Source organism: Desulfothermobacter acidiphilus (genome assembly GCF_052073645.1).
GTDB classification, from domain to species: domain Bacteria; phylum Bacillota; class Desulfotomaculia; order Desulfotomaculales; family Ammonificaceae; genus Desulfothermobacter; species Desulfothermobacter acidiphilus.
Window position 1 is genome coordinate 967,884 of sequence record NZ_CM125440.1, and the last position, 23,467, is coordinate 991,350.

Consider the following 23,467-nt stretch of genomic DNA (forward strand, 5'->3'; position numbering starts at 1 on the left):
GGCTCTCCCTTAGCCTCTTTTGCAGGTGGAGTTTCAGCGGCGGGACTATACCCCGGGTGGGGCCCTCACCCCAAGGAACCCGCCCTAATTGCCTCCACGCCCACCCACTCAAGGCAGGCTACACTGTACGCAGCTTATCACCACGCACAGGTTTACCCCAAGCCATAAGGTTTACAGGTGCCCGCCCTACCCTACGCACTTGGGCCTCCACGGCGCCAGGGTCAACGCCCACATGCCGTTGTGGATCGCCCCGACGCCTTCTCTCCCAGCACCAGCCCCCGGCTGGGCGCCGGCAGCCAGCACCAGAAGCTTCATCGATGTGCCCTTCGGCGAGTTTTTAGGCCCGCCCTCGGGGGAGCGGTTCCAACTAGGATACTGCGTCACTTGCCGGTTAACAGCTATTAAAGCTTTCAAAGTAATCATAGCACATTTATGGGGGTTGGCTCAAATTCTAAGATTTTCTCTCTAGCACAAAGTGGGCTGCCTGGCGCAAAAAATCAGCTCTTGGCCCCAGCGGATCTAAAGCGCAGACAGCTTTTTGCACCGAAGCAGATGCTCGTTTGCGCGCCTCCTGCGCTCCCAGCACTGCCGGATAGGTGAACTTATGGCGATGTTGCTCCTCTGGAGCATCCAAAAGGTCATCCGTTATTTGGAAAGCCAGCCCCAGTTCTTGGGCGTAAGTGGTAAGAGCAGAAAGCTCTTCCTCCCCCGCTCCTCCTAGCAGGGCGCCAGCACGCACCGAAGCCACAAAAAGCGCCCCGGTCTTGCGGCGGTGTATCTCTTCCAGCAACGCTACGGGATCGGGAGTTGTTTCTCCCTGTATATCCATAACTTGTCCACCCAACATACCTCTGGTACCCGCAGCCTCGGCTACTTCCAGCAGCGCGCGCACACCTTTTTCCGGCCCTTGCCGGGCCAGCAAGGCCGCCCGAGCCAAGAGCTCAAAGCCTAAAGTGAGCAAAGCGTCCCCAGTCAAAATGGCAATGGCCTCACCGAAAACCCGGTGGTTGGTAGGGCGTCCCCGGCGGAAGTCATCGTTATCCATAGCTGGCAGATCGTCGTGCACCAGGGAATAGCAGTGGATGAGTTCGATGCCGCAAGCGGCCAGCAGGAGATCCTCCGCCACCTCGGCCCCCACGGCTTCGGCCGCGCCCAGCATCAACACCGGCCGCAGGCGTTTACCCCCACCCAACACGCTGTAGCGCATAGACTGGTGAATAGGGAGCGGAGGAGCAAACTCCGGCGGTAGGTAGCGATCGAGTCCCGCTTCAATTAAGCGAGCTTTCTCGGCCAACATACTAGTAAAATCCATATTCTGCCTCACCTGTCAAGCAATAAAATAAAGTTGTCAACCGAATTTCTAAAAATTTCGCTTTGCAAGACCTTAAGCCTGCACCAAAATTTCAATCCTTGCAAGAATAATCCCCCGGAAGAACTCGCATAATAATGACAACCGGGTCCGAGGTGGCCACGAACAGATCTCTGCCAGACCAAGAAGGTCTGACAGCGGTCATGGCCATGACCGGTGCGGAGGGAGGCTACGGCCTAACCTCACCCGTACCGGTTAAGTGTAACCACCTCCGGGCCCGGTTTTTAAATAATAATACATATCAACCCCCCTGAACCATCGTTAACGATGCGCTGCAAGGTTTCCTGTAGCTTGACCTGAGCGTGCTCAGGCATCCGGTGTAGTTTGTTCTGAATACCTTCTCGCACGAGATCGTGCAGCGATTTGCCGAAAATTTCTGATTCCCAGATTTTCTGAGGATTTTCCTCAAACTCACGCAGGATGTACTGAACCAACTCCTCACATTGTTTCTCCGTGCCTATAATCGGAGTGATTTCCGTGGTGATATCGGCCCGTATCATGTGCAGCGAAGGTGCACTCGCCCGCAGGCGGATACCAAAGCGACTCCCCTGGCGGATGAGCTCCGGTTCTTCCAGATTCATTTCCTCTAGATGAGGCGTCACCACCCCATACCCGCTTTCCCGCACCTCGCGGAGAGCGGCAGCGAATTTGTCGTACTCGCGCTTGGCCACACTGAGTTCCTTCATGAGACGGAGGATGTCCTTTTCGCCCGCCACCGCAAAGCCAGTGCTCTCGGATAGTATTTCGTAGAACAGCCCTTCCCTGGCCTTGACCTCCAGAGAGGCTACGCCCGTTCCCAAATCGGTTTCCCGCACCCTAACCTCTCCCACAAACTCCTCTTGTTGCAAATTGTGCGCTATATTTTGCACATCGCGCACCCTCCGCACCTGGCGCACTACCTCCCGCACCGCGCTTTCAAAGCGCTGCCGCAGCCAGTGGTCGGAGCTCAATTCGTCAATCCAAGAAGGTAAACCGACGTTGACCTCGCTCACCGGGAATTCGTAGAGCACCTCGGTGAGTATGGTATGAATTTCTGACTGAGTCAAAGCCTCCACGTCCATCGGCAGCACCGGCACATCATACTTCAGGGTGAGCTCCTCCGCCAGCTCGGAAGTTTCCAGCGCATAAGGCTTGGTGGTATTGAGAATGATTACAAATGGTTTCCCCAAAAGCTTTAGTTCATCGACGACCCGCTCCTCGGCAGGCACATAGTTTTCCCGGGGTATGCCAGTGATGCTTCCATCGGTAGTCATCACTATTCCGATGGTAGAATGGTCCTGGATAACCTTTCTAGTGCCGATCTCAGCCGCTTCGTCGAAAGAAATAGGATCGTCAAACCACGGGGTGTTTACCAGGCGGGGACCACCCTCCTCATCGTACCCTAACGCTCCCTCCACCCGATATCCCACGCAGTCCACCAGGCGCACCCGAAGCTTGATTCCGGAATCAATACTAATTTCTACGGCCTCATTGGGCACAAACTTGGGCTCGGTAGTCATTACCGTCTTGCCGCTACCGCTTTGGGGCAATTCATCCCGCGCCCGCTCCCGATCGTATGGGTCTTTAATGTTGGGAATGACCAGGTATTCCATAAAACGTTTAATGAAAGTGGATTTTCCTGTCCGAACCCCACCCACTACGCCGATGTAAATATCGCCTCCGGTACGCTCACTGATATCGCGAAATAGGCTCTCCATACGCCACCCCCCTCTCTCCTGGCTCACCACAGCTTATGCACCGGGGGGGAAGAAAATACCGGGCGGAACCGGGAAAGAGGAGTTAGCGCCTACAGGCCCCGGCGGCGGCGACAGCGCCCACGACCGGCTGGAGGAGCACCGCAGCGGGGACAGGCCTCGCCCAGGGAGGCTTCCCACTCTTCGTAGCACCTCTCGCACCGGTGCTGTGTTACCAGCATAAAATTACCTCCACCTATGCGCAGGGCTTTGCCCTCGGTTAGAGCTTCGGCCACCTTGGCTCGAGCTCCGACAAGTAAGCGCTGAAAGGTGGGACGGGAGATCCCCATGTGGTTGGCACAATCCTCCTGATCTAAACCCTCCAAATCTTTGAGGCGCAAAGCCTCCATTTCTTCCACCGTCAGGTTAATCACTTCCATTCCCTCCAGGGGAACGCCCTGAGGCTTGTAGACCAGGAAGGGGGGGAGAAAGGCTACCCGACGAAACTTGGGCGGTCGAGGCATGATCACACCCCCTTCTCTTCTCGGTATTGCAAAGCCTCGGCTACGTGGGCCGAATGGAGCTCCTCGCTCCCTTCTAAATCGGCGATGGTGCGGGCAACCCGCAATATCCGGTCGTAGCCCCTGGCACTGAGTTGCAGGCGCCTAAAAGCCATTCCCAACAAATGCCGTGCCTCCCGCGTTAAGGAGCAGAAACGGCGCACCTGAGATGAACTCATGGCAGCATTGCAGAAGATTCCGGAATCCCGGAAGCGCTCCTGCTGGCAAAGACGGGCTCGGTGCACCCGCTCCCGCACCCGAGCTGAGCACTCCGCCTCCCGGCCATCCCCGATTAAATCTTCCAGGGGCACGCGAGGCACCTCTACGAAAATATCCAGGCGATCCATAAGAGGACCGGAAAGGCGCGCGCGGTAGCGCTGGATCTGCCGGGCGGTGCAGCTGCACTTCCCCTCTTCCAGCAGAAAACCACAAGGGCATGGATTGGCAGCGGCCAAGAGCATGAACCGTGCGGGAAAGCGAAGCACCGCCTGGGCTCGCGCCACCGTCACCATGCCGTCCTCCAGTGGCTGCCGCAAGGCCTCTAACGACTCTTTGGTAAACTCAGGAAACTCGTCCAGGAAAAGCACTCCGTGGTGGGCTAGGCTCACCTCTCCTGGTCGAGGATAGCGCCCTCCACCCACCAGCGCCGCCGTGGAAGCCGTGTGGTGCGGAGCGCGAAAAGGGCGAGCGGTGATCAGGGAAACTTGAGCCGGGAGCAATCCGGCCAAGCTGTAAATTTCCGTAACTTCCAGCGCCTCCTCTAAACTTAGCGGCGGTAAAATGCCCGGCACGCGGCGGGCCAACATGGTTTTCCCCGTTCCTGGACTGCCTAGAAGCAGGACGTTATGGCCTCCGGCAGCCGCTATCTCCAGAGATCGCTTAGCGTAAAACTGCCCCTTGACCTCAGCCCAATCGGGTCCCCCATCGTCGGTGGCCTCGGCAAAAAGAGCTTCCCGATCCACCCGATAAGGAACTAATTCTTTCTCGCCCCGAAGCAAAGCCACGACTTCCCCTAGGTCAGTTACCGGGTACACTTCCGCCCCTTCCACCAAAGCCGCTTCGCGGGCGTTAACCAGGGGCACGATAAAAGCGCTCTGACCCTGCCGCCGGGCAGCAGCCACGCTGGGCAATACCCCCCATACACCTCTTACCCGCCCCTCTAGCGAGAGTTCCCCCAGGTACACGAAGCGCTGCGCGCTCTCCAACGGCACTTGCTTCATAGCTGCCAGTATGCCCACGGCCAGCGCCAGGTCATAAGAGGGGCCTTCTTTCCGCAGATCGGCTGGTGCCAGGTTGGCGGTGATCCGGCGAGCAGGAAATTCGAACCCCGTATTCCTTAAAGCAGCTCGCACTCGCTCGCGCGCCTCGCGAACCGCGGTGTCGGGCAAACCCACGATATCGAAAGCCGGCAGGCCGGGAGCAAGGTCGAGCTCCACCTGAACCAGATAGCCTTGCAGTCCGAAAAGAGCCACGCTCTGAAGCACTGCCAGAGCCAACAAAACTCTACCTCCATCTACAAGACATTACGCCAGTGCCGCAGGCTAGCCATCTTCCCTGTAGCTTTGTCCCAGACAATCGCAATCACATCAAAGCGGCAGGGAAACTCACGTCCATAGCGACCGATGAAATAGCGAACGGCCTTCTTCATCCGCTCCCGTTTATGCCAACCAATACTTTCTTCCGGCGAGCCGAAAGCAAGGTTGCTCCTGCTTCTCACTTCGACAAAGACCACGGTATCCCCTTCGCGTGCCACCAAATCGATCTCTCCCCACCGGCAACGGAAATTGCGCTCGAGGATCTGCCAGCCGGCCCTTTGCAAATAGGCCACCGCTAGTTCCTCCGCCTGTTTCCCGCGAGCTCTGTTCTCAAACATTCCTTCTCTCTCCTGCCAGGTCGGCCAGCGGAGCGAAGGAGCGCCGGTGTAAAGCTCCCGGGCCATAACGCCGTAACCGATCCAAGTGCTCGCGTGTGGGATAACCCTTGTGCTGTCTAAAATTGTACTGCGGGAAAACGAGGTGCAAATCCTCCATCAATCGATCCCTTACCACCTTGGCCAAAATGGAAGCCGCAGCTATCGAAGCCACTCGGGCATCCCCCTTAACAATGGTCAAACAGCTCCACGGCAGCGGTGGAGCCGCATTCCCGTCCACCATAACCAGTTCGGGGTCCCGGCGAAGAGCAGCCAGAGCTCGCCGCATAGCGCGGAAAGTGGCTTCCTTTATGCCCAAAAGATCTATCTCCGCCACCGAGCCCATCCCCACGCTCCAATCCTCAGCCAGTTCCATCACCTGCAACGCCAGCTGCCAACGCTTCTTGGGCGACAATTGCTTGGAATCCCTCAAATGGGGGAGTTTTATCCGCGGAGGGAAAACCACCGCCGCGGCCAGCACCGGACCTGCCAGGGGACCCCGGCCTACTTCATCCACCCCGGCTATCTGCTTAAAACCCTGCGCCCAAAAAAACTCTTCCCAGCGTTCCATATTTCAATAGTAACAAAGTTTACCCGCTAACGGAACGGCTTACGACCCGCCGCCAGACGAGACGTTACTTTTGGCAAAAGCCCGGTATAGGAAAGGAGTTCCTAGGTTCTCGGGCGAGAACCTAGGGTAAAGGAGCGTCGCCAGCTGCTGCCCGCTTCCCCAAGAGCCAGAGGACTCCCGGTGCCCTCTGCATTGCGGCTCTCGGAGATTTCTTAATCGCGCGGGCCTTTTCCCTCACCCACCCCAGCAGATATGGTGATAAGGGCATTCTTCGTAGCACTCCCCTTTGCCGGGATCGATTTCCTCCGTAACCAGGCGCGCTTTCTCGTCCCTGGTCTCCACAAACCACTGACGGAGCTCGTCGCCGATTATGTGAATATCTTTCTTCACTATAAGGCGGTCCCCGCGAAATTCTCCGTAGACGATGCAGCCTAAGTTAACGGGAAATTCATAAAGCGCCTCCATTACCAGAGCGTAGCCGGTGGTGGTGAGTCGGTGAAAATTGCGCTGCCGGTCAAATTTTATGTCTATGACCATGGGCTCCCAGAAAACAAAAGCATCGGTGCTGAGGTTGGGACTTAAACCCAGAAAGGAACCATCCAGCTTCTGTTCCACCACTATCGGCAGCGCCAAGCTTACCAACGAGTCTTCTCCGATATACGGTTGCCTGGTAAGAATTTCCTGGAGCCGAGCCAGCACCCTGGTCTTCTCGAAAGTGGCGAGAATTTCCGCCTTGGCCAGCGTGTCATCGAGCTGGTCTTTGCTCAGTTGTTCTGCCCACTCATCAAGTGGAATAAGGGGATGGTTTTGGATTCGCTCCACGATGGCCCGGTAGTTGGCCACTCCTTCGCTATAGATCGCCCGTTTCGCCGCCACTATCACATCGGCAACCACGGCGTGAAAGATAATCCCTTGAATCATGGCCAGGTTGGGGCGGCCTCTTTTCCGCTGCACCCGGCGCAGGTAGACATCTCTTCCCGTAGGGCAGTAGGCGTTAGCCACCTCGTAGAGGGCCAAAACCACGTCACGGTAAACCGGCTCCAGAGGCGGCTGGTGCCAGTTCCAGCCCCGGAGTTCCTCGACCACGCCCTGCTCCCGCGCCCGAGGCAGGTGGCAGCGCAAGAGATGCTTTTTCTCCTCGTCAGCAAAAAAGTACATCTCGTCACAACACATCCCCGCAGTAGTTTCGGTACTCGCAATCAGCGCAGCGCCCGCTGCGCCGCGGCACCTCGGGAAAGTGCTCTCGGGCAACCAGATTCCGCACCGCTCCAATAAGTCTCTTGGTGTGCAGCCGGGCCTCCGGGGTTACCTCTAGGTAATGGACTTGCTTGCGCGGAATAAGGTAAATAAAAGCGCCACGCACCGGCCTACCGAAGTGATCCTCCAGTAAAAGCGCATAGGCAACCAACTGGTACTTGTGATTAAGCGCCACCCGGCAGGCATTTTTAAAGTCCACTGGGAAATTCCCCCGCGGAGTGGCAATGTACATGTCCAACACCCCTTCAAGTCCCAGCCGCTCCGAGTAGAAATAGGTGTTGAAGCGCCTCTCGCCTTCAGAAAAGCCATACATCCGCAGCCGACGCCTATCTTCCAGCCGCGCTGTGGTGTAATGCTCCTCCTTGCCAATGGTCATTTTCGCCGTTACCTTCTTCTCCACCGGCGCCACATAGGTGAAATAGATAATCCGGGGGCAATAAAGGTACTGTTTCAGATCGGCAACTTTCACTATCACGGAGCAAAACCCGCCTCAGTAAATTACCGGCCCTTTCTTGGACGCCTCCTTCACCTGGCACGCAGCCTCCTCCGGCATTGCAATTTCAAGCATCAAGGCTAGGTCTTTATCGCAAATAGGGCAAATGATGATTTTTCCCTCCTTCTTTCCCAAAATCCGCCGCAGGCGCTGGTAGAGCTCCTGGCGGCGGTTCTGGTTGAGTGGCCCCAAAAAGGCCGAGTATTGGATGTGAATAAGTCCGTAGTCCTTACACGTCTCAAAAACCTTTACCCTGATGCGGTCGTCCGGGATATCATAAACCACCAAAGTTTTCATATCTCCCTCCTACCAGCGAGCTATGAACGGCTTGTACCGGCTCTCGCCCCGCAGAAAACTCGCTACCCGCCGCGCCTGCCGCTGGATAATGGCCCGGAGCTTGTGCTTCTTGCCTTCGTAGCTTTCCTCCGCTTCCAGCCGCTCCAACACTCTCCGGGCCAACTCCCGCCGAGTCTCGTCGGTCAACCGGCCTTCCTCCACCTTTACCGTCCCGCCCCGGAGCAGCACTCCCACGATCGTGCGATCCACAACGCAGGCGCGGAACTCTTCGGTAAGATCTAGCACCAGGCTGGGCTTCCCCGGCCGGTCTGTGTGCAAAAACCCGGCAAAAGGTTCAAGCCCGGCCAGCATCACCGCACCCCAGACTTGGGAGTAAAGGATACCGTAGCCGTAATTGAGGGCCGAGTTTACCGGATCTTCAGCCCCCCGGCGTTCACGCCCCGTAAATTCCACTGTCCCGCTCAAGAGGAGTCCAATCCCGTCCCAATACTCCTGGGCAGCACGCCCCTCGATAGAAAAAATCGTCCCGCGCAGCTCTTCTACCGTCGTTCCGCTAAAACTTTCAAGCTCGCTGCGGATGGCCTCCATGCGAGCGAGCCGCGCCTCGAGCTCCGCGTAAAGTCCGGGGTCAGCTGCACGCCGGTACTTGGCGAAGTATTTGAGCACATTGGCCTGATTTTTAAGTTTCCCTTCGATAAAGGCTAGGACCAGCGCCAATCCCCGAGCATCGTTGTAGGCCAGGATCTGCTCTCGCCTCGTCATCACTGTGCCGCTGAGCTGAGGCGAGCTCACCTTGGCGTAGGGCCGACCGGAAGGAGTAAGGAAGTTTATCTGGATGCCGTGCTCGATGCATTCATGAATCATGTCGGTGGAAAGAGAAACCCCGCGGGCAGCAATGGTGAGGGTGGAGATGTCCCGGAAGGGAATCTCCTGAACCACCTTTCCCTGCTCTTTTATGACCAGGCGCTCACTCTTTTTACCCAGCACCGTACCGAAATTGAGAATCACAATCTCCCTCATCCCTTTTCCCAGCACTCCTAAGCTTCTTCTCCGGCAACCGCCGCCTCCTTGAGTGCTCCTTCTTCGAGTTCCCCTGCTTCTACTTCCGGCTCTTCCCGGTAAAGGTATTTGAGATCTAGATACTCCACCGTATAGCGAATTTTGGTGCGCAGGCGCTGAGCTTTGGGGTTGTTGAGTAATTTTTGTAGTAATTCCTCCAGATTAACTTCAGGCCGCCAGCCATAGGCCTGGGCATGGAACTCCGCCACCTTGGAAAGCATTCTCTGTACCTCGGAGCTGGATAGAGGATTTAGATCCACCACATCTCGCAGTAGGGCATCGATAGCCTGCCGAGCGCGCTCGGCCTTTTCCGGTTCCCCTTTTGTCCTGAAGCGCGCCGTCACCTCTTCTTTGTCCGGGCGGTGCCGCTCCTGAGGAAGCAACCTAAAATCCCATAGCTGCTGAGCGATACTGAAAACTGCGAAGGTGTGGGGAAGCTCCTTCCCCTCCTGAGGAAAGAGGAAACGGGCCAAGTTGAAATAGGATTCGGAGCGGGCGGCAATGCCCAGGGTGCCCACTAGCTCAAACTCGTCAAACAGGATGACCCAGCCGGCAAAGCCGCGCTTTTTGATGAGTTGGGCCAGGAAGCGGAAGTAATCCCAGGCATCGGCTTGAGGGCGGAAGGGAGGAATTTTCAGTGGCCGGCCAAAGTTTAAGCGGTGCAGCGATTTCAACTGGGCCAGGGGTATCCACTCCCCGGCCAGATCGCTGTAAAGGAGGTGCTGATAGTAGGTATCGCCGGTTGCCAGATAATTTTTTAGCACGTAGAAGAGCTTGGGGTGCAACTCTTCCCGGACAGCGGCCAGTAAATCCTCGGTTAAAGGGTGGCCCGGGCGCAAATCGCGTAGCAGTACCTCAATCCCCGGATCCTCGGTTCCGGGCAGATAGGTCCCGGCCACCACTTTGGGATAGACCCGGTCAAGGCGATTGAAGGGCGTCTCTTTGCTCAGCACTACGAAGCTGACGGCAAAGTTCTTCTCCCGAGCTCGGTTAAGGATCAGGTTGAGAAAGTGGGTCTTGCCCTCGCCAAAATGGCCGCGCAGCAGCAGTGCCCGCGGACGTCCCTCTCGGGACACTTCCTCCAGATCCCGCTCTACCCGCTCTAGCAAGGCCTCTCTTCCGTAAGAAAAGATGGCTGCCAGATGCCGGGAGGTCACGCCGGAACGCAGCGCCTCCACCGTGGCTATCGCCTGAAAATCGCGCACTCTAACTCCCTCCCGAAGAAGATACGGAATAAGAAGCTTCAAATAAGCGGTCTAGCTCGAGAAAATCTCGGAATAGGTTAGGTCGGCTCCCTGTGATTTCGCACTGGATACGCATCCACAGCGCATGGTAGGATTTAAAGCCCTGCTTGCTATCATCAACCAGTTCACGGCCGAAACCTAAGATCACCATAAAGTGGTGCAGAGCATCTATGCCGTCAACTAACTGCCTCACACTTTCGTAAAACTCCTCTCGAGCAGCCCGGCCATAGAGCAGGCGCCCCGTCTCCCTCCGGGCCAGCAGCACATCGAGGTTGTCCACTACCACCAGAAAGCCCTGGTAGCCGGTCAGGCGCACCAGCTCCACCAGCGAGCGCAAGAAGAGCCGGGCGTTGTAACGGTCGATGCGGGTAAAGAGGTGAAAGCGCCTGAGTTCAGACAGGCGAGGGTTCTCACCTTTAAGCCAGGCGTAAAGCAACTCCTTGTCTTCAGGATTGAGCTCTCGCTCCAGAGCCCCGAGTTCATCGGCCGCCAGCTGCATAACCGCCGTGGCAAAAGACCGGGTTATGGCCTGGTTGCGGAAAAGATCGCGCTCCAGCACGGAGCGAGTTTCCGGGCGCAGCCGCTCGGGAATTCGCCCGTGCACCTCAACCGCCCAGTCCACAAAGGTTTTGCCCGCCGGTACCTCGTCCGGGGCATAACCCAATTGCACTATCACCCGCCGGGCGTAGCTTCGCAGGTATCCCTCGAGATCCAACTCGGAGGTTATGGCCTGATAAAGGTTGTTGATGAGGTGCATTTTGGCCACCGCCGCCGCGTCCACCTGCGCCACCGCGTACCTGCAACCAGCCGCCTGACGCGCCAGCTCCCGGAAGAGCTCCGCCCGGAGCTCCGGCCGGTCGCTCATATAAAATTTGATCTTGCTGCCTCCGGCCTTGACAAACCCTTCCAGGTATTCTTCGCGGAAGAAGTCAACGAAGGAAGCGTACACTATTCTCCACCTCCCCCGACGAAGCGCAGACTGGTGAAACGGAGCTCGCGCCCCTGTTCGTCGTAGATGACGATGGGCCTAACGCGACGAGCCGGCTCCCCCAACTCCAGCAAGCGCCCGTCAGAAGCTCTGCGTACTTCGGAGCGAAGAAGACGGTAAAGGTCGAAAGCAAACATGCCGCGAGAGTAATGCCTTTTGTAGCCAGGATGGAGCACCAACTGGTCATAAACATCCGCCAGGGGAACGCTGGTGCCGGGCGGGAACTCCACCTTTAAACGCGTTTGCTTCACCGCCAACAGAATGTCGTACACCCGCGCCAGCGTGTCGATGAAGCGCTGAGCGTTAAAGGGAGCCCGGTAAAGCTTCTCCCGCTCCGCCTTGAGGTAGGCGGCCAGAGCTCGGGGGCGGAGCATGTGGAGGGTGCGCTCGTTGACCTCTATGACCCCTCGCTCCGGATAAACCCTCACCCGAAAGGGAAAGACCTCGTAGTCAGGAAAGCTTCCGGACACCGGCAAACCTTGGGCGCGACAGGCGGATAAGAAGCCCTGATCGAAGTCCTGGCGTAGGTAATCGGAGGCGGCGAAAGCGGGAAGTTTTTCTGCAAGGGAAGAGAGGGCTTCCTGCTGCTTGGTCAGGGCTACCTGGTAGCGCTCTATTGTGCGCTGAGCCTGTTCCAAGTCGCCTTCGCGCAGCGCCCTTTCGAGTCTTGCCTGGTGGGCCAGGATCTGTTTTTTGCGCTCCAGAAGCTGCCGGCGCTCTTCTCCGAGCTCGCGATCGAGAAAGTGCTCGAGATCCACTTCGGGTTTCCCTCCCTGCTGGCTTGATCAAATACTGGCCTCCTGAGATGGGCCTTCTTCCTTGGGCTGCTTCTCGCGGCTGGCCTGAACTAAAAGAGAAGTGTTTTCGGCAATGCGGAAGAGGACGATGACGGTTTCCATCCAGATGCGACCACCGATTACCCAGAGGAAGAAAAAGATTACCGCCCAGATGAGGCTTAGGAGAAAACTGCCGCCGGAAAAACCGTAGCCAAAACGCATAAAGCTTGCGCCACCTGCCAGCATACTGAGGGATGCTATCACTCCGATGGCAATCCACAGCCCGTAGAGAAACGGAATGATCTTCAAGGTAACAAACGAGGAAAAAGAGAAGTCAAAAAGCCTGGACCAGAAAGACTTTTCTTCCATACGAAGCACCTCCTTATAAAACTGGGTTACAATCGAACATAGTAGCTGAAGCTACGACTCGATCTTTCTAAACGATACGGCAGAATCACCATTTCTTGGCTTCGGTCCCGTCCCAACTCGATCCTGGTATCGTTGTAGACGTTGATCTTTTCAAAAGTAAGCCGGGGACCCCAATCATCCAACAACTGGATGACACCGAGAGGCTGGGCGAAACTTGCGCGGTCACCGGCTTCCGAGCGCTCGTAACCGATTCCTTTCAAGAGCACAAAGCCTTCCGGCATTTTTTCACTCCGCCTAAGGGGAGGGATCAGCTGAAAGAAACTCCCTCGCTTGCCGAAGTAATTGATCTGGAGGAGCAAGTCCTCCAGCTGCTGTAAGAACTGCTCCTCCCCCTCGAAGGCCAGACCGAGATCGCCACCGAGATAGGCGTACTCTCGGAAGGCTATCGAGGACTGCATCGCCTCGTCACGCTGGGCATCGGGCCTTTGCGGTTTACATACTTTGATGAAAAGGTTGGTCACCACCACTTTCTCCGGTGGACGAGCGGCGATTTTTAGTGCTTTGAGCATAGCGAACGCCTGCGGTGCCCTTTTCAGCCCCTGGGTGCGTATAGCTGCGTCTAGGAGGGCCGTGCGAATGGCAAAAGGGGTGGGCAAAAGCAAGGTTTTCCCCCCGGTGGAAGTAGCGGTGCCCATCTTGAGAGAAAAAAGCCCCACCGATTGGTAATAGACTGCCAACCACATATAAAATCACCCTTGCTGAGCAGGCAATGAATACGGCACTGTATTGGATAAGAGTTCGCTCATAACTGAAGCGAAGTCGGCCATAGAATTGAACTCATAAATTTCAATAGCACCGGGACGCACGCCGTTCAGAGCATCCCCTACTTTTCTGAGATCGCTTACGTAATTTCCGCTAAGCGGGCTAAGAGCAGGCGCAGGAACCACCTGGCTACTCACTGTTACCACCCCCTGGAAATCCAATATGTGCGGATTCTGGGTATTACGCATGGCCCCGTTCGGCTCCACAAAAGTGTAAAGGACGCTTTCCAGTAGAACCTTGTAGCGCTTTTCGCGCTGATCCTGATCAATGGAGTACTTTCGGTCTATGTCGTTAAAGCCGATACGTGCCACCTCCAGGGTCATCACCACTGCGTAAACGCCGGAGCTAGCCGGGCGGTGAAAGATGGGCTGAGTCACCCCTTCCTCGCCCCGTTCGGAGGCGTAGCGTACGTGGAAATAGCTCTCCGTGCGCGTAAGATCGGGCACGCCCACCACCCAGGCAAATTCCACCACGCTCTTGCGGGGTATAGAGCGATTCCCCTTAGCGATTAGATTACCTTCTAGATCGTCGATTACGCATTTTTGCAGAAGGGAATCAATCACTTCGGCATCTCGAGCAGGGAGATTACGAACAAAATCTCCGTCTTCCAGAGCTCGGCTGGGTTTGAACTTTTGGCACCCGGCGCATAGAGGCAAACCTTCTGCTTTGGCCTGCAAATACAGATGCTCTGCCTGAATGTGCTTAAGCATGTCACCCGATACGGCATTTACTGAGGCAAGACGCGGTTCACCGGTTTCGGGATCCTTGTAAACAATGTTCACCATCCGGGTAGCAATCTGAATCCCCTCACCACCTTCATTATTAAGCGAGTGCATGTTAAGCATGATCCTACCGGAGATAGACATGGAATATACAGGTCTCTTCATCAAAATACCTCCCTTTAACACATTATAGGTTCTATTCAGATGATTCCGCCTCTTCACGAGGTTCACGAGCGTAGCCATAAGCAACTAGCAGATTAGCCATTACTTCGGAACCATACTCGTCAACCAGCCGAATTACATCCTCAATGTCGGTGGTCCGAAGATCTCGCCTCAACTGCCGCCCAGTCTTCTCCAAAATCTGGCTATTTTCCCGGTTGTAGCTTTGCATGAAATTCGCCAGAGCCGCCACGAAGTCGTCACGCACTGTAGCCTTGCGCTTCAGTTCCATGCCCAGACCGTAGCGGATTTCGTAAAGGGCATCCTGACCCCTGGCCTTACGCCCCTGAGGAATTATCGTACTGTGGCGTATGGCATAAGCCGCGTTTTTGAACCCTTGGTTCTCGATAACCGCCGCCAAAGGCTTCTTAGTAGCCATAATCAACCTCCTTAATCCATCGGTGGTATATAAAGCAACCCACTGACCCTGCGCCATCCGGCGCACGGCATAGTGACTGTAGCCAGCTGCGAACTCGAAGAAATCATCCCAGCTCTGCCCGGAAAGGAAGTTGCGGTAGCGCAGCAGCAGGTTGTACCCATCACTTCTCCCCTCGTCAATGCCAGATATCACCTCCCGGTGCTCTCTAATAACCCCTTGCAGATCTTTAACCAAATCATGAGCATTTTGGTGTTTATAAATATCTTTGGTCCAAGCTGGAAGTCTAATGAAGGCAAGATTTGTAGCCGTATAAGCATTACGACTAAGAAGTGTATACTGGGTAACGTGAAATCCTGCCACTACATTTTCTGGGCCATATCCCTCAAAATCTAGTTCGTCGTGTTGGCCAGCTTCACTGTATTCAAGCAAAGCATCTGTATAGAGTAGGGCGGCAAGGCAGTCCATTTTAACTGCCGTGTCGTTCCACAAGCGCTCGGAGAAGCAGTCGAAAACCTTCCGGTGCGTAGCTAGAGTAATCCTGTGGGGAGCTAAAACATAAATCTTACGCTGGCGGGGAAGCCTCCCTTCCTGAGCTTCCCGTACCACCCGCGGAGCGGTACACAGCCACAATCCCGTAGCCTTAAGATACTCCCACAGCCAAAATGAACTGATATTCTTCATGGCTAAAGCGTTGGCTTTAGGGCGGTTTTGCCCCTTTCCCTGGTGAGGATTTAAAAGCTGAATGGCAGTCAATTCGTATTCTATTTCCTTTCCTTTAAAGGTCTTGCTGACTTCGTTCCACCAGGCCCGGGAAACGGCCCTAAGATCAACACCTGGCTCTACGGTCATCTGCAGAATGGTTTTGAGGTTAAAGTTAAAATACTCGTGCGTCAAAGCCCATTGGGTAACGGCCTGGTTGTAGGTCTTCAGGGCCTGCATCTGCGTGGTGCCCAGAAGAGCTACCAAATGCCAGTCGGGAGGCAACTTGGCATCCTCTACCTGGCGCCTAAGTTCCTCGCTTACTGTATTACCTCCTCGAAGTTGTTCGGATATAGCCCGGTAAGTTTGCCACTGTTCCCATGCCTCGTCCACGTTCCGGATCCATACATACTTCTGCACGTTTGGAGGAGGAGATTCGTCTCTTCGCACAATATAAGCAGCTGGGCCGGTGAAATAGGCGCAATGTTCCACCCACTCGGCCTGCAAGGGAGGATCAAGGCTTATGAGATAATAGGGTCCGGCATCCTGAATCCACACCCGCCGGCGCTCCTCTCTCCCCAGCGCTTGAGCCAGGATCTCGTCGAGAATGGCCGCCAGGCCGTAAGCCGCCAGCACGTCAGCGGCGGTCCCGGTGCTCTTGTTCACGAAGTAGTCCCCTCTATACATAGTGCACCTCCCTCCTGCCACAGCTCTCCTACTCTGCCTGCGATTTCCCATCAGCCAAGCGCAAAGCCCGCACGATAAGAAAGTAAGCCAGCCACCACCCAGGGGGATTGTCCGGTGGTAACCGTAAGATCTGGTTTTCCAGCTTGGTTTCGGGCGCTCGCATCAAACAGTGCTCTGCAAAAGAACCGTCAAAACCCGCTTCCTCTAAGGCTTCTCTCAAAACTTTATGAGCTTGAGGACATAACCGATAAGCGCCAAAACTCTTAGCTTGAGCACTATGGTGCCGTGCCACAGCAGTGATCACCGCCCGTCGAAGCCCCTCCTCCTGCCGCAGAACCAGATGGGCGATCTTGGCTCCGGCAATAGCCCCCTCGCCGGCATGAGATGGCCGACTGAAACCTACCCGCTTAGTGGCTTCCCGGTGCTCCGGCGTTTCCATGTGGGTGTGGACGGCTAGAAAATCCTTGTCCCCTACCGGTTCCCCGATCGCCTCCTGATAGGCTCTGACCCAGGCCTGCCACCTCTCGTCCAGCTTTCCCAAGTCGTGCAAAGCGATGGCCAAGCGAACCGCCTGGTCAATGCCCCCGCGGGGAAAGCCGAGTTTTTGCTCCAACTGAGAAGCAGCGTACTCCAGGCGCTCGGCCAGTTCGCTTCGATAAAGGTGCAGCATGGCCCGTACGTGCTCGGTGTAAGATTCCAACTGATAGGTGAAAGGTTCTCGCTCTTCCCGCTCCTTCCTAACCGGCTGGGTCCGGTAATTTCCTCCGTCGGGCGTGAACCTGAAACCAAGTTCTTCATCGTAAGCCACCAGGGAGGGGTGGACTACGAAGACCAGGGAAGTGCTTAAATCTTCTTGCGAGCGCACGGGCAACCACCGATATTTTGTTGTCCCGGTGTCCTCCTCTTCTTCGATCTCTACCGGGTACTTTAAAGCCCAGTCTAATCCTTTGGCCTCCCGCCACGCTTCCAGTTTCTCTAGCTTCCCCCTTAAGACACCATGCCACAGAGAAAAACCGCTGCAGCTGAAAGGGCTCGGCAACTCCTCCGGGTTGTCGTGCACCAAGAGGGTGCGGCTGTCCACCTTGCGGATGAGAGTTCGCCGCACCGAAGGATCGGAAAAGGCCAAAGCTCGCTCCATCAGAGCCCATATTTGTCCTTCTTCCCGGCGCATTTCCTCCATCAAGCACTTGTCTACCGGAGTATGCACTTCATCGATCACTTTTTGCTCGGCAGGGAAATCGAAGACCATGCCGCTGCGAGCGTGAAACGCCCGCCAGGTACTCTCACACAGCTCAATCTCGCTCCTGCTTGCGTAAGGGGCGTAATTGGGCTTGCCCTGCTTGTCCGGTGGCGCGGCGTAAATAAACACTTCTCCTTGCTCCCCAGGGAAACGAGCGCAGCGACCGGCCCTCTGCAAGATGCTGGCAGCTGGTGCCACCTCCGTGTGAAGATTTTGGCAGGTTATGTCTAATCCTACCTCTACCACCTGGGTCGCTACCAAAATGAGGGTCTTTTGGGACCAGGCATCTTTGTTTTTACCAAATTCCCGCCGCACCCGCTCTTCCTTCTTATCCCGGTCTTCAGGCGTGAAGCGGCTGTGGAGCAGGATTACTCGATCGGTTCCTACCAGCTGGCAAAGCTCAGCGTAAATTTGCTGGGCCCGCTCCACCGTATTGCAAATCACTAGGGTGCGATAGTCGTGATGTTCGAGCACTTTTTCGGCCCTCAGCGGTTCGCTCAGGGCGTAAAACCGGCGCACCTTTCCCTGCTGCGAAGGAATCTCTTGGAGCTCTTTTGCCGGTACGGTGACAATCTCCGCTTCCAGCAACTCACCCAGGGTGGCAAGCATGGCTGACGAGAAGGTAGCCGTCATCAGCACAAAAGGAGTGACGCCTCTGAGCAGGCGCAGAACCTGCAGTGTGGTCTTCAGCGCCCCCTCTGGAGGGTAGAGGTGAAACTCATCAAAGACGAGGTAGGAACCTATAACCGCCCCGGCGTTCAGATTGGCCCGGCCAAGGCTCAATGCGTAAGGTACCCCCAGAACGCTGCTCAGGGTCTGATCGATGGTGGTGAAAATTAAGTCTCCCTCCAGCGTAGGATCCTCGGGCCGGTCCCCGGTCTGAATGGTGACCCCCTTTCTCAACCCCAAACCCTCTGCGATTTTCCGGTATTCAGTGACGAACTGGTTGGCCAGCACCCGCATCGGTACGGAATAGATACACTGACGGGGAAAGGAATAGAGTTCAGGCCTCCGACGACTTTCCATAAACGGCGACAAAGCCGCAAGCGTCTTGCCTGCTCCGGTAGGAGCTTGCAGAACCACGCTAAGGCCTTTGAGCAACGCTTCCCGCGTGCGCTCCTGAAAGGAAAATAACTTCACGCTCTGCCTCCTCGGAAGCCGGGTTCCTTCTCCTATGTTCTTTATAGCCTGTTAGTGGGAACCCTGTGGTTCTCACCGGAAAAATTATCAGAAAATTTTTTGCCGTTCACCTCGGCCGCTTTGAGGTGCTCCTCCGCCAACCTCCCCCGGAGCTCGGGTGGGGCCAGCACCTCCACCTGGCTCCCGTAATAGAGCAGCCAGCTTAAAAACTCCGGCGTCACGGCCACCCGGAGCTTGAAGAGCACGCTGCCGTCACCCAGCTCCTCCACCTGCTGGCTGGGATGCCAGTCTTCTTCGGCCACCCGCCGGCCCGCTTCGGGCGCGAAGCGCAAGACCACTTCCACCGGTTCGCCGGCCGCGCCGCGCATGATGCCCCAGGTGGGACCCAGGTAGGCAGCCAGGTCGAAATCCTCGGGGAAGAGATAGCTTTCGCCGAGCGGGAGAGCTTGCTTTATGCGGTCCAATTTGAAAAAGAGGGTTTCTTGCCGCTGCTCGCAGTAGGCAATGAGATACCAGCTCCTTGCGTAAGGAAGCAGGCAGTAAGGATGTACCACCCGCTCGCTTTGCGCCCCTCCACGAGAGTGGGTGGAATAGACCATTTTGACCTTGCGCCGTTCCAGAAGCGCTTGGTTAAAAAGCAGGAGCAAGTGCTGTAGGTGCTGCTTACGGCTTAAGGCCGGAAGCAGCCTGGCCTGCCGTTGTAGCAGGCTCTCGAGTTCTGGCGGAAAGAGCGAGGCCAGTCGTTCAAGCGCCGAAGCTAGATCACCGAATTCGGACCCTAGTTGGTGCCGCGCCGCCTGTAGCGCCAGAAGCAAGGACAGCGCCTCGCCAAAAGTAAACTTTGGGACCGCGAGGGTGGGGACTTTCTCAAAATAGTAGCCCTGGGGCGAGTGTCGGAGCTCGAGCCTAAGCGCGTGCCGGATTATATCCAGATCTTTCTGGATGGTGCGCCCGCTCACCTCGAAGCGCCGGGCTAAATCTGAGCGCCGAAAGTAGCGAGGTCGGGAAGCAATAAGACATACCGTTTCCAGGATGCGAGCTATCCTCTTTGTCTCCTCTATCCGGCCGGAGCCAAAATTTTTAAGTTTTAGCTCTCCCATCGCTAATCTCAACCACCTTATATTTGCCTTGTCCAAAGACGGTACCTTTGCCCACATGCAAGAACTCACCCAGGAGTAAAAGAGGGTAAAACTCCGCCCAAGGCCCTTCGTAAAGGGCCCAGCCCACCACCCCGCCGCAGGGGACTTTGCGGCCCTGGCGGGTAGAATAACGTTCCCAGGTCACCCAGCGGGTGCTGTAACGCAGCATTCGGACTACTTGAGCTCGGGCTATGAGGGCCCGGAAATCAGCCTCATAGGTAAAAGCCTGGTGAAAGTAGCAAAGAGATGAAAGACGGCGCAGCAGGTTGCGGACGAGCACGTGGAACTCAGGCACGGCGGCAGGCTTTCCTTCAAAGGTGAGGCGCGTGGGGGTAATAAAGTCCAGACGTAGCCTTGCCGATTGAGAAGCCATCTTGGAGAATTTCCACACATCCCCAGCAGTGAAACTAAGGTCGCTAACTCGTATTACGCGGTCGCCGCTTTGATAAACAGGAACTTCCTCGCCGGTCAGCGGGTTGACGGCCTCGACGGCAGCGAGAAGAAAGGGGCGACACCCTCGGCCGATGCCCCGACGTCCGAGTTCATCCAAAGTGACAATGAAGTAAGGGAAGAAGTTGAGCGCGTGACCGAAGAGCAGAAGGTGAAAAATTAAGAGTTCACCGGGGGCATACTCGGTTTTGGTCTCCAGGGGCGGTTCCAGGACAAAAGGGCGAGGCACGCTTTCATAGTTGCGCAGAGCTTCCGAATCCGGTGGAGGACCGGTTTCAAAAACTAAGGCGTAAGGGCATTGATGCCGCAGGGAGCAGGACTTGCACTGCCTGGTTCCTGTGCCGCAAGCTAGCCTCTGGAATGTGCCGGCGAAACCGCCGCGCAAAGTACTCCCCTTGTAAGGGGGAAGCGAAAGCCCCTCCGGCCCGGCTAGCAGGCGGATGCGGTAGCAGGCAAGAAGTAACTTTTCTGGACATGGTACTGTATTCATCGATTGTCACCGAAATCCACAGTTATTTTCTGCTATTATTCGAGGTGGAAAACTTTTTTCCTGCCAAACCATGGTGGTTTTATATCGTTTTGCTACCGCTTTCGGCCTCTTGTGGTTGAGGCAACATTCAGCTTGCTAAAGGTGTACGGGCTGTACCGTACCGCTTGCGAAGGCGGCTGCCGCAGCGCTCCTTGGCGATCACTTTGCACATGGGGAGGAACAAATTCACACAGGGATCAAGACGGGCATAGACCTGGTCGAGCCACTCTGCAGCTTCTGGAGCATCGTAGCGTTCATAGCCGACCATCTCACGGACGTACTGCCGGTTTTTCTGTTCTACATGAGTGTTATCGTTCTTTGGTAGGGGCGGGTTTCGTCCCAAGCGTAGCGCTCCACGGAGATTTCAGCGCGTAGCCCGTATTTGGTTTTCGTTCCAGAAGAACTCGCTTGCTTTTAGGTGAACGCGGGCGTGCCAGTCGGCGGGCCAACGTAGCCCGGTTGATCCGGGACAGTTGGTGGCGTATTTCTGGTGTGAGGGTAAGTTCCCCGTGGGTGGCTAACAGTTCTGCGGTAGGCAGCAGCACCGGATGGAGGCGTTCGGCGCAGGGAAAGCCCATGGATCGCAGGGAGTGCTTCGAGGTACTTATTTGGGCACCAGGCTCTAAGCTAAAAAGTGTGGAGTAAGAAGGAGGAGGCGGCCGAAGAGCCAAGGGATAGTTTAGCACACCACAACCCCAAAGGAGGCTCTCGACCGCCTATGAAACAGTTTATAGCGGAACTTCTGGGACTGCAAGGATGGATTATCTACCGGGTAAAGATCGAATCAGATAGGATTGACGTATACGCCGGGCGACCGAGGAAAGAAGCCAGCTGTCCTTCCTGCCAGACTCTTACCCGGCGGGTTCACGACCGGTCGCGCGAGTGGAGGCCAAAACTGCACACCCGATGCAACGGGCTACCGGTTTACCTCTGGGTACGCCCCCGCCGGTTCAAATGCCCGAATTGCGGGAAGGTATTCACTGAAAGATTTCCGGGTATCAGACCTCGAGCAAGAAGAACCGAGCGGGCGGAAGCAGATTGGCTCGAAAACTTGAAGGACCGCAGCTTTCGCAGAGCAGCGGAAGTGGTAAGGACAAGTCCCGGCACCCTGCGCCGGCTGCTTCTAAAGCAAGTGACCAATCAGGTGAACATCGAGGAGGCCCTTAAAGATCTACCGGCTTTGGCTTTAAGCATAGACGAGCACAGTTTCAGGGGTCAGGACATGATGATCACCGTTACCTGCGTGTGGCCCGAGCGAAGGCTTATCGCCATCTTACCGGATGACCGGCTTAAGACGCTGGAGAAGTTTTTGAAGGAGCTGCCGGCTTCGGTGCGCAGGCGCATCAAGGCGGTGTGCATCGACTTCAAAGACGGCTGGCGCAAGCTTATAAAGAGGGTGCTGCCTGGAGTGCCTGTGGTGGTTGACCATTTTCACGCTCTTAAAGATGCCAACCGGCGTGTAGACGAGGCGAGGCTAATAGAGCAGCAGGTAACCGGGCAGCGTATACCTCGTTGGCCTCTGGTGAAGAACGAAGAGGATTTGACCGAGCGCCAGGCAGCCCAGCTTGCCATGATCAGTAGGCGGTACAGGAACGTGGCCCATTTTCACTGGGCCAAGGAGCAGCTACGCGACGTCTATCGTGCCTCCTGCCGGAAGGAGGCAGAGCTAATCCTGGATCGTCTGATCTTAAACACTCGGGAGGCGAGCGACGTTGCGCTGGTTCAATGGGGGAGAACGCTTCGTAGCTGGAGGGAAGAGATTCTCGCTTATCACAACTGGCGGGTTACCAACGGTTACACCGAGGGTGTCCATACTAAGATCAAGCTCCTCAAGCGGATAAGTTACGGTTTTCGGAACCGCGGGGTCTATGTGCGAAAGATGCTCTTAGCTTTTCTCCCCTTGGCTTGGCTGATCTCCCCTCCACACTTCTTGACCTAGAGCCTGTTAGTGTAAAGTTACTGTAGGAATTTTGCAGGAGCTAAGGAAGGGGAGAAAGAAGAGAGACCTCACCGTCCTTGCAACGGACGAGTAGTTGCTTAAACAACCACTCAGGAGGGTGAGGTCTCTATGCAGATTATAAAGCAGATTTGGGAGAAGTTCCAGAGGGTAGCGGAGCTAACGTTGAAGGTTCTGGAGGAAGGGACCGACTTTTTAAGCTTCGAGGAGAAGCTCTGGCAGGAGCTTAATAACCTGGGACAGGAGGTTTTGAGGGAAGTTTTAGAGGCGAAAGACGCCTATCTTCGGGAGCACCGGGAAAAGCGGCCCGGCTGGCGGGTAGAGCGGCGAAACGATCCCAAAGAAGTACTTACCCTTTTCGGTCTGGTCAACTATAAGCGAACCTATTACCGGCACAAAGAGACTGGGGAGCGGGTGCACCTGATAGATCGGTTGGTAGGTTACGGGCCGCACGCACGGGTTGATCCTCTGGTTAAAGCACAAGCCTTAGAAGAAGCGGTAGATCTTTCCTACCGGAAGAGTGGCGAGAGGGTAGGGAGAGGCAATCGGGAGGTTGTGCTAAGCGGCGAAGCGGTGAAGAAGGTGATTCATAACTTTACACTGGAAGAACTGCCCGAGCCGCCTGGGGAGAAGCGCCGGGGGAAGGTTCTTTATGTGGAGGCGGATGAAGACCACGTAGCAGGTCAGGACGGGAAGAAGTACTTACCCCGGCTGGTTTACATCCACGAGGGGAAAGAGAAGGTGGGGAAAGACAGATACAGACTCAAGCGGCCTTATTACTTGGGAGGGCTTTACTCAGATACGGATGAGCTGTGGTTCGAGGTGTTGAGCTACATCGAGGAGCAGTACGAATTATCTTCTGTGGAGCGGATTTAAGTAGCGTCCGGTATAGTGTGTAAAAAGGGTGGTTAGAAGCAGG

Annotated in this window: 21 protein-coding genes and 1 pseudogene; 2 read left to right on the forward strand and 20 right to left on the reverse strand. The window is 55.9% G+C overall.

The annotated features are described in order from the left end of the window. Positions 1-451 precede the first annotated feature (451 nt). From ACTLLP_RS04940 to cas6, 20 genes are all read right to left on the reverse strand, one after another. Positions 452-1,312 carry a polyprenyl synthetase family protein gene (locus ACTLLP_RS04940; protein WP_441061427.1) on the reverse strand — a complete coding sequence of 287 codons (861 nt, stop codon included), beginning with the start codon at positions 1,310-1,312 and terminating at the stop codon, positions 452-454. Positions 1,313-1,593: 281 nt separating this feature from the next. Continuing rightward, positions 1,594-3,066, reverse strand: coding sequence for a stage IV sporulation protein A (gene spoIVA, locus ACTLLP_RS04945; protein WP_441061430.1), 1,473 nt, complete (start codon positions 3,064-3,066; stop codon positions 1,594-1,596). An 89-nt stretch (positions 3,067-3,155) separates the two neighbouring features. Further along, a complete protein-coding gene (locus tag ACTLLP_RS04950) occupies positions 3,156-3,566 on the reverse strand; it encodes a DUF134 domain-containing protein (protein ID WP_441061433.1) in 411 nt (136 codons plus the stop codon). A gap of 2 nt (positions 3,567-3,568) precedes the next feature. Next, the gene (locus ACTLLP_RS04955; RefSeq protein WP_441061435.1) at positions 3,569-5,101 is read right to left on the reverse strand and encodes a YifB family Mg chelatase-like AAA ATPase; all 1,533 of its coding nucleotides are present in this window, start codon (positions 5,099-5,101) and stop codon (positions 3,569-3,571) included. 14 nt (positions 5,102-5,115) lie between these two features. Beyond that, positions 5,116-5,475, reverse strand: coding sequence for a YraN family protein (locus ACTLLP_RS04960; RefSeq protein ID WP_441061437.1), 360 nt, complete (start codon positions 5,473-5,475; stop codon positions 5,116-5,118). Continuing rightward, positions 5,468-6,082, reverse strand: a complete 615-nt coding sequence (rnhB, locus tag ACTLLP_RS04965) for a ribonuclease HII (RefSeq protein WP_441061439.1) — start codon at positions 6,080-6,082, stop codon at positions 5,468-5,470. The genes ACTLLP_RS04960 and rnhB overlap by 8 nt, the downstream gene beginning before the upstream one ends. 234 nt (positions 6,083-6,316) lie before the next feature. Continuing rightward, positions 6,317-7,240 (reverse strand): type I-A CRISPR-associated protein Cas4/Csa1, encoded by a 924-nt coding sequence (gene cas4a / locus ACTLLP_RS04970; protein WP_441061442.1) that lies wholly within the window; start codon positions 7,238-7,240, stop codon positions 6,317-6,319. Positions 7,241-7,244: 4 nt separating this feature from the next. Continuing rightward, entirely contained in the window at positions 7,245-7,814 is a 570-nt protein-coding gene (cas4, locus tag ACTLLP_RS04975; RefSeq protein ID WP_441061444.1) for a CRISPR-associated protein Cas4, read from the reverse strand. A gap of 15 nt (positions 7,815-7,829) precedes the next feature. Continuing rightward, positions 7,830-8,129 (reverse strand): CRISPR-associated endonuclease Cas2, encoded by a 300-nt coding sequence (gene cas2, locus ACTLLP_RS04980; protein WP_441061446.1) that lies wholly within the window; start codon positions 8,127-8,129, stop codon positions 7,830-7,832. A 9-nt stretch (positions 8,130-8,138) separates the two neighbouring features. Further along, positions 8,139-9,149 carry a CRISPR-associated endonuclease Cas1 gene (gene cas1 / locus ACTLLP_RS04985; RefSeq protein WP_441061449.1) on the reverse strand — a complete coding sequence of 337 codons (1,011 nt, stop codon included), beginning with the start codon at positions 9,147-9,149 and terminating at the stop codon, positions 8,139-8,141. A 17-nt stretch (positions 9,150-9,166) separates the two neighbouring features. After that, the gene (locus ACTLLP_RS04990) at positions 9,167-10,393 is read right to left on the reverse strand and encodes a BREX system ATP-binding domain-containing protein (protein WP_441061451.1); all 1,227 of its coding nucleotides are present in this window, start codon (positions 10,391-10,393) and stop codon (positions 9,167-9,169) included. A 1-nt stretch (position 10,394) separates the two neighbouring features. Then, complete coding sequence (locus ACTLLP_RS04995; protein ID WP_441061454.1) at positions 10,395-11,381, reverse strand: BREX system ATP-binding domain-containing protein; 987 nt, start codon at positions 11,379-11,381, stop codon at positions 10,395-10,397. After that, positions 11,381-12,178: a hypothetical protein gene (locus ACTLLP_RS05000; protein ID WP_441061456.1), complete on the reverse strand. Its 798-nt coding sequence runs from the start codon at positions 12,176-12,178 to the stop codon at positions 11,381-11,383. The genes ACTLLP_RS04995 and ACTLLP_RS05000 overlap by 1 nt, the downstream gene beginning before the upstream one ends. Before the next feature lie 27 nt (positions 12,179-12,205). Next, on the reverse strand, positions 12,206-12,565 hold the full coding sequence (locus ACTLLP_RS05005; RefSeq protein ID WP_441061458.1) for a DUF4282 domain-containing protein: 360 nt from the start codon (positions 12,563-12,565) through the stop codon (positions 12,206-12,208). Between the two features lie 26 nt (positions 12,566-12,591). Further along, positions 12,592-13,308, reverse strand: a complete 717-nt coding sequence (locus ACTLLP_RS05010) for a hypothetical protein (protein ID WP_441061460.1) — start codon at positions 13,306-13,308, stop codon at positions 12,592-12,594. A 6-nt stretch (positions 13,309-13,314) separates the two neighbouring features. Continuing rightward, positions 13,315-14,274: a DevR family CRISPR-associated autoregulator gene (locus ACTLLP_RS05015; RefSeq protein WP_441061462.1), complete on the reverse strand. Its 960-nt coding sequence runs from the start codon at positions 14,272-14,274 to the stop codon at positions 13,315-13,317. A gap of 31 nt (positions 14,275-14,305) precedes the next feature. After that, a complete protein-coding gene (locus tag ACTLLP_RS05020; protein WP_441061464.1) occupies positions 14,306-16,093 on the reverse strand; it encodes a hypothetical protein in 1,788 nt (595 codons plus the stop codon). Between the two features lie 28 nt (positions 16,094-16,121). Beyond that, positions 16,122-18,473, reverse strand: coding sequence for a CRISPR-associated helicase Cas3' (gene cas3 / locus ACTLLP_RS05025; RefSeq protein ID WP_441061466.1), 2,352 nt, complete (start codon positions 18,471-18,473; stop codon positions 16,122-16,124). A 41-nt stretch (positions 18,474-18,514) separates the two neighbouring features. Further along, positions 18,515-19,573 carry a helix-turn-helix transcriptional regulator gene (locus ACTLLP_RS05030; protein WP_441061468.1) on the reverse strand — a complete coding sequence of 353 codons (1,059 nt, stop codon included), beginning with the start codon at positions 19,571-19,573 and terminating at the stop codon, positions 18,515-18,517. Further along, positions 19,554-20,552, reverse strand: coding sequence for a CRISPR system precrRNA processing endoribonuclease RAMP protein Cas6 (cas6, locus tag ACTLLP_RS05035; protein WP_441061471.1), 999 nt, complete (start codon positions 20,550-20,552; stop codon positions 19,554-19,556). Before cas6 ends, ACTLLP_RS05030 begins: the two co-directional genes overlap by 20 nt. Before the next feature lie 757 nt (positions 20,553-21,309). On the opposite strand from cas6, the gene ACTLLP_RS05040 reads away from it, so the two are divergent. Together ACTLLP_RS05040 and ACTLLP_RS05045 are read left to right on the forward strand one after the other, a co-directional pair. After that, positions 21,310-22,530 (forward strand): ISL3 family transposase, encoded by a 1,221-nt coding sequence (locus tag ACTLLP_RS05040; protein WP_441058919.1) that lies wholly within the window; start codon positions 21,310-21,312, stop codon positions 22,528-22,530. Positions 22,531-22,659: 129 nt separating this feature from the next. Further along, a pseudogene (locus ACTLLP_RS05045) lies at positions 22,660-23,418 on the forward strand (UPF0236 family transposase-like protein); the annotation flags it as partial. Between the last annotated feature and the right edge of the window lie 49 nt (positions 23,419-23,467).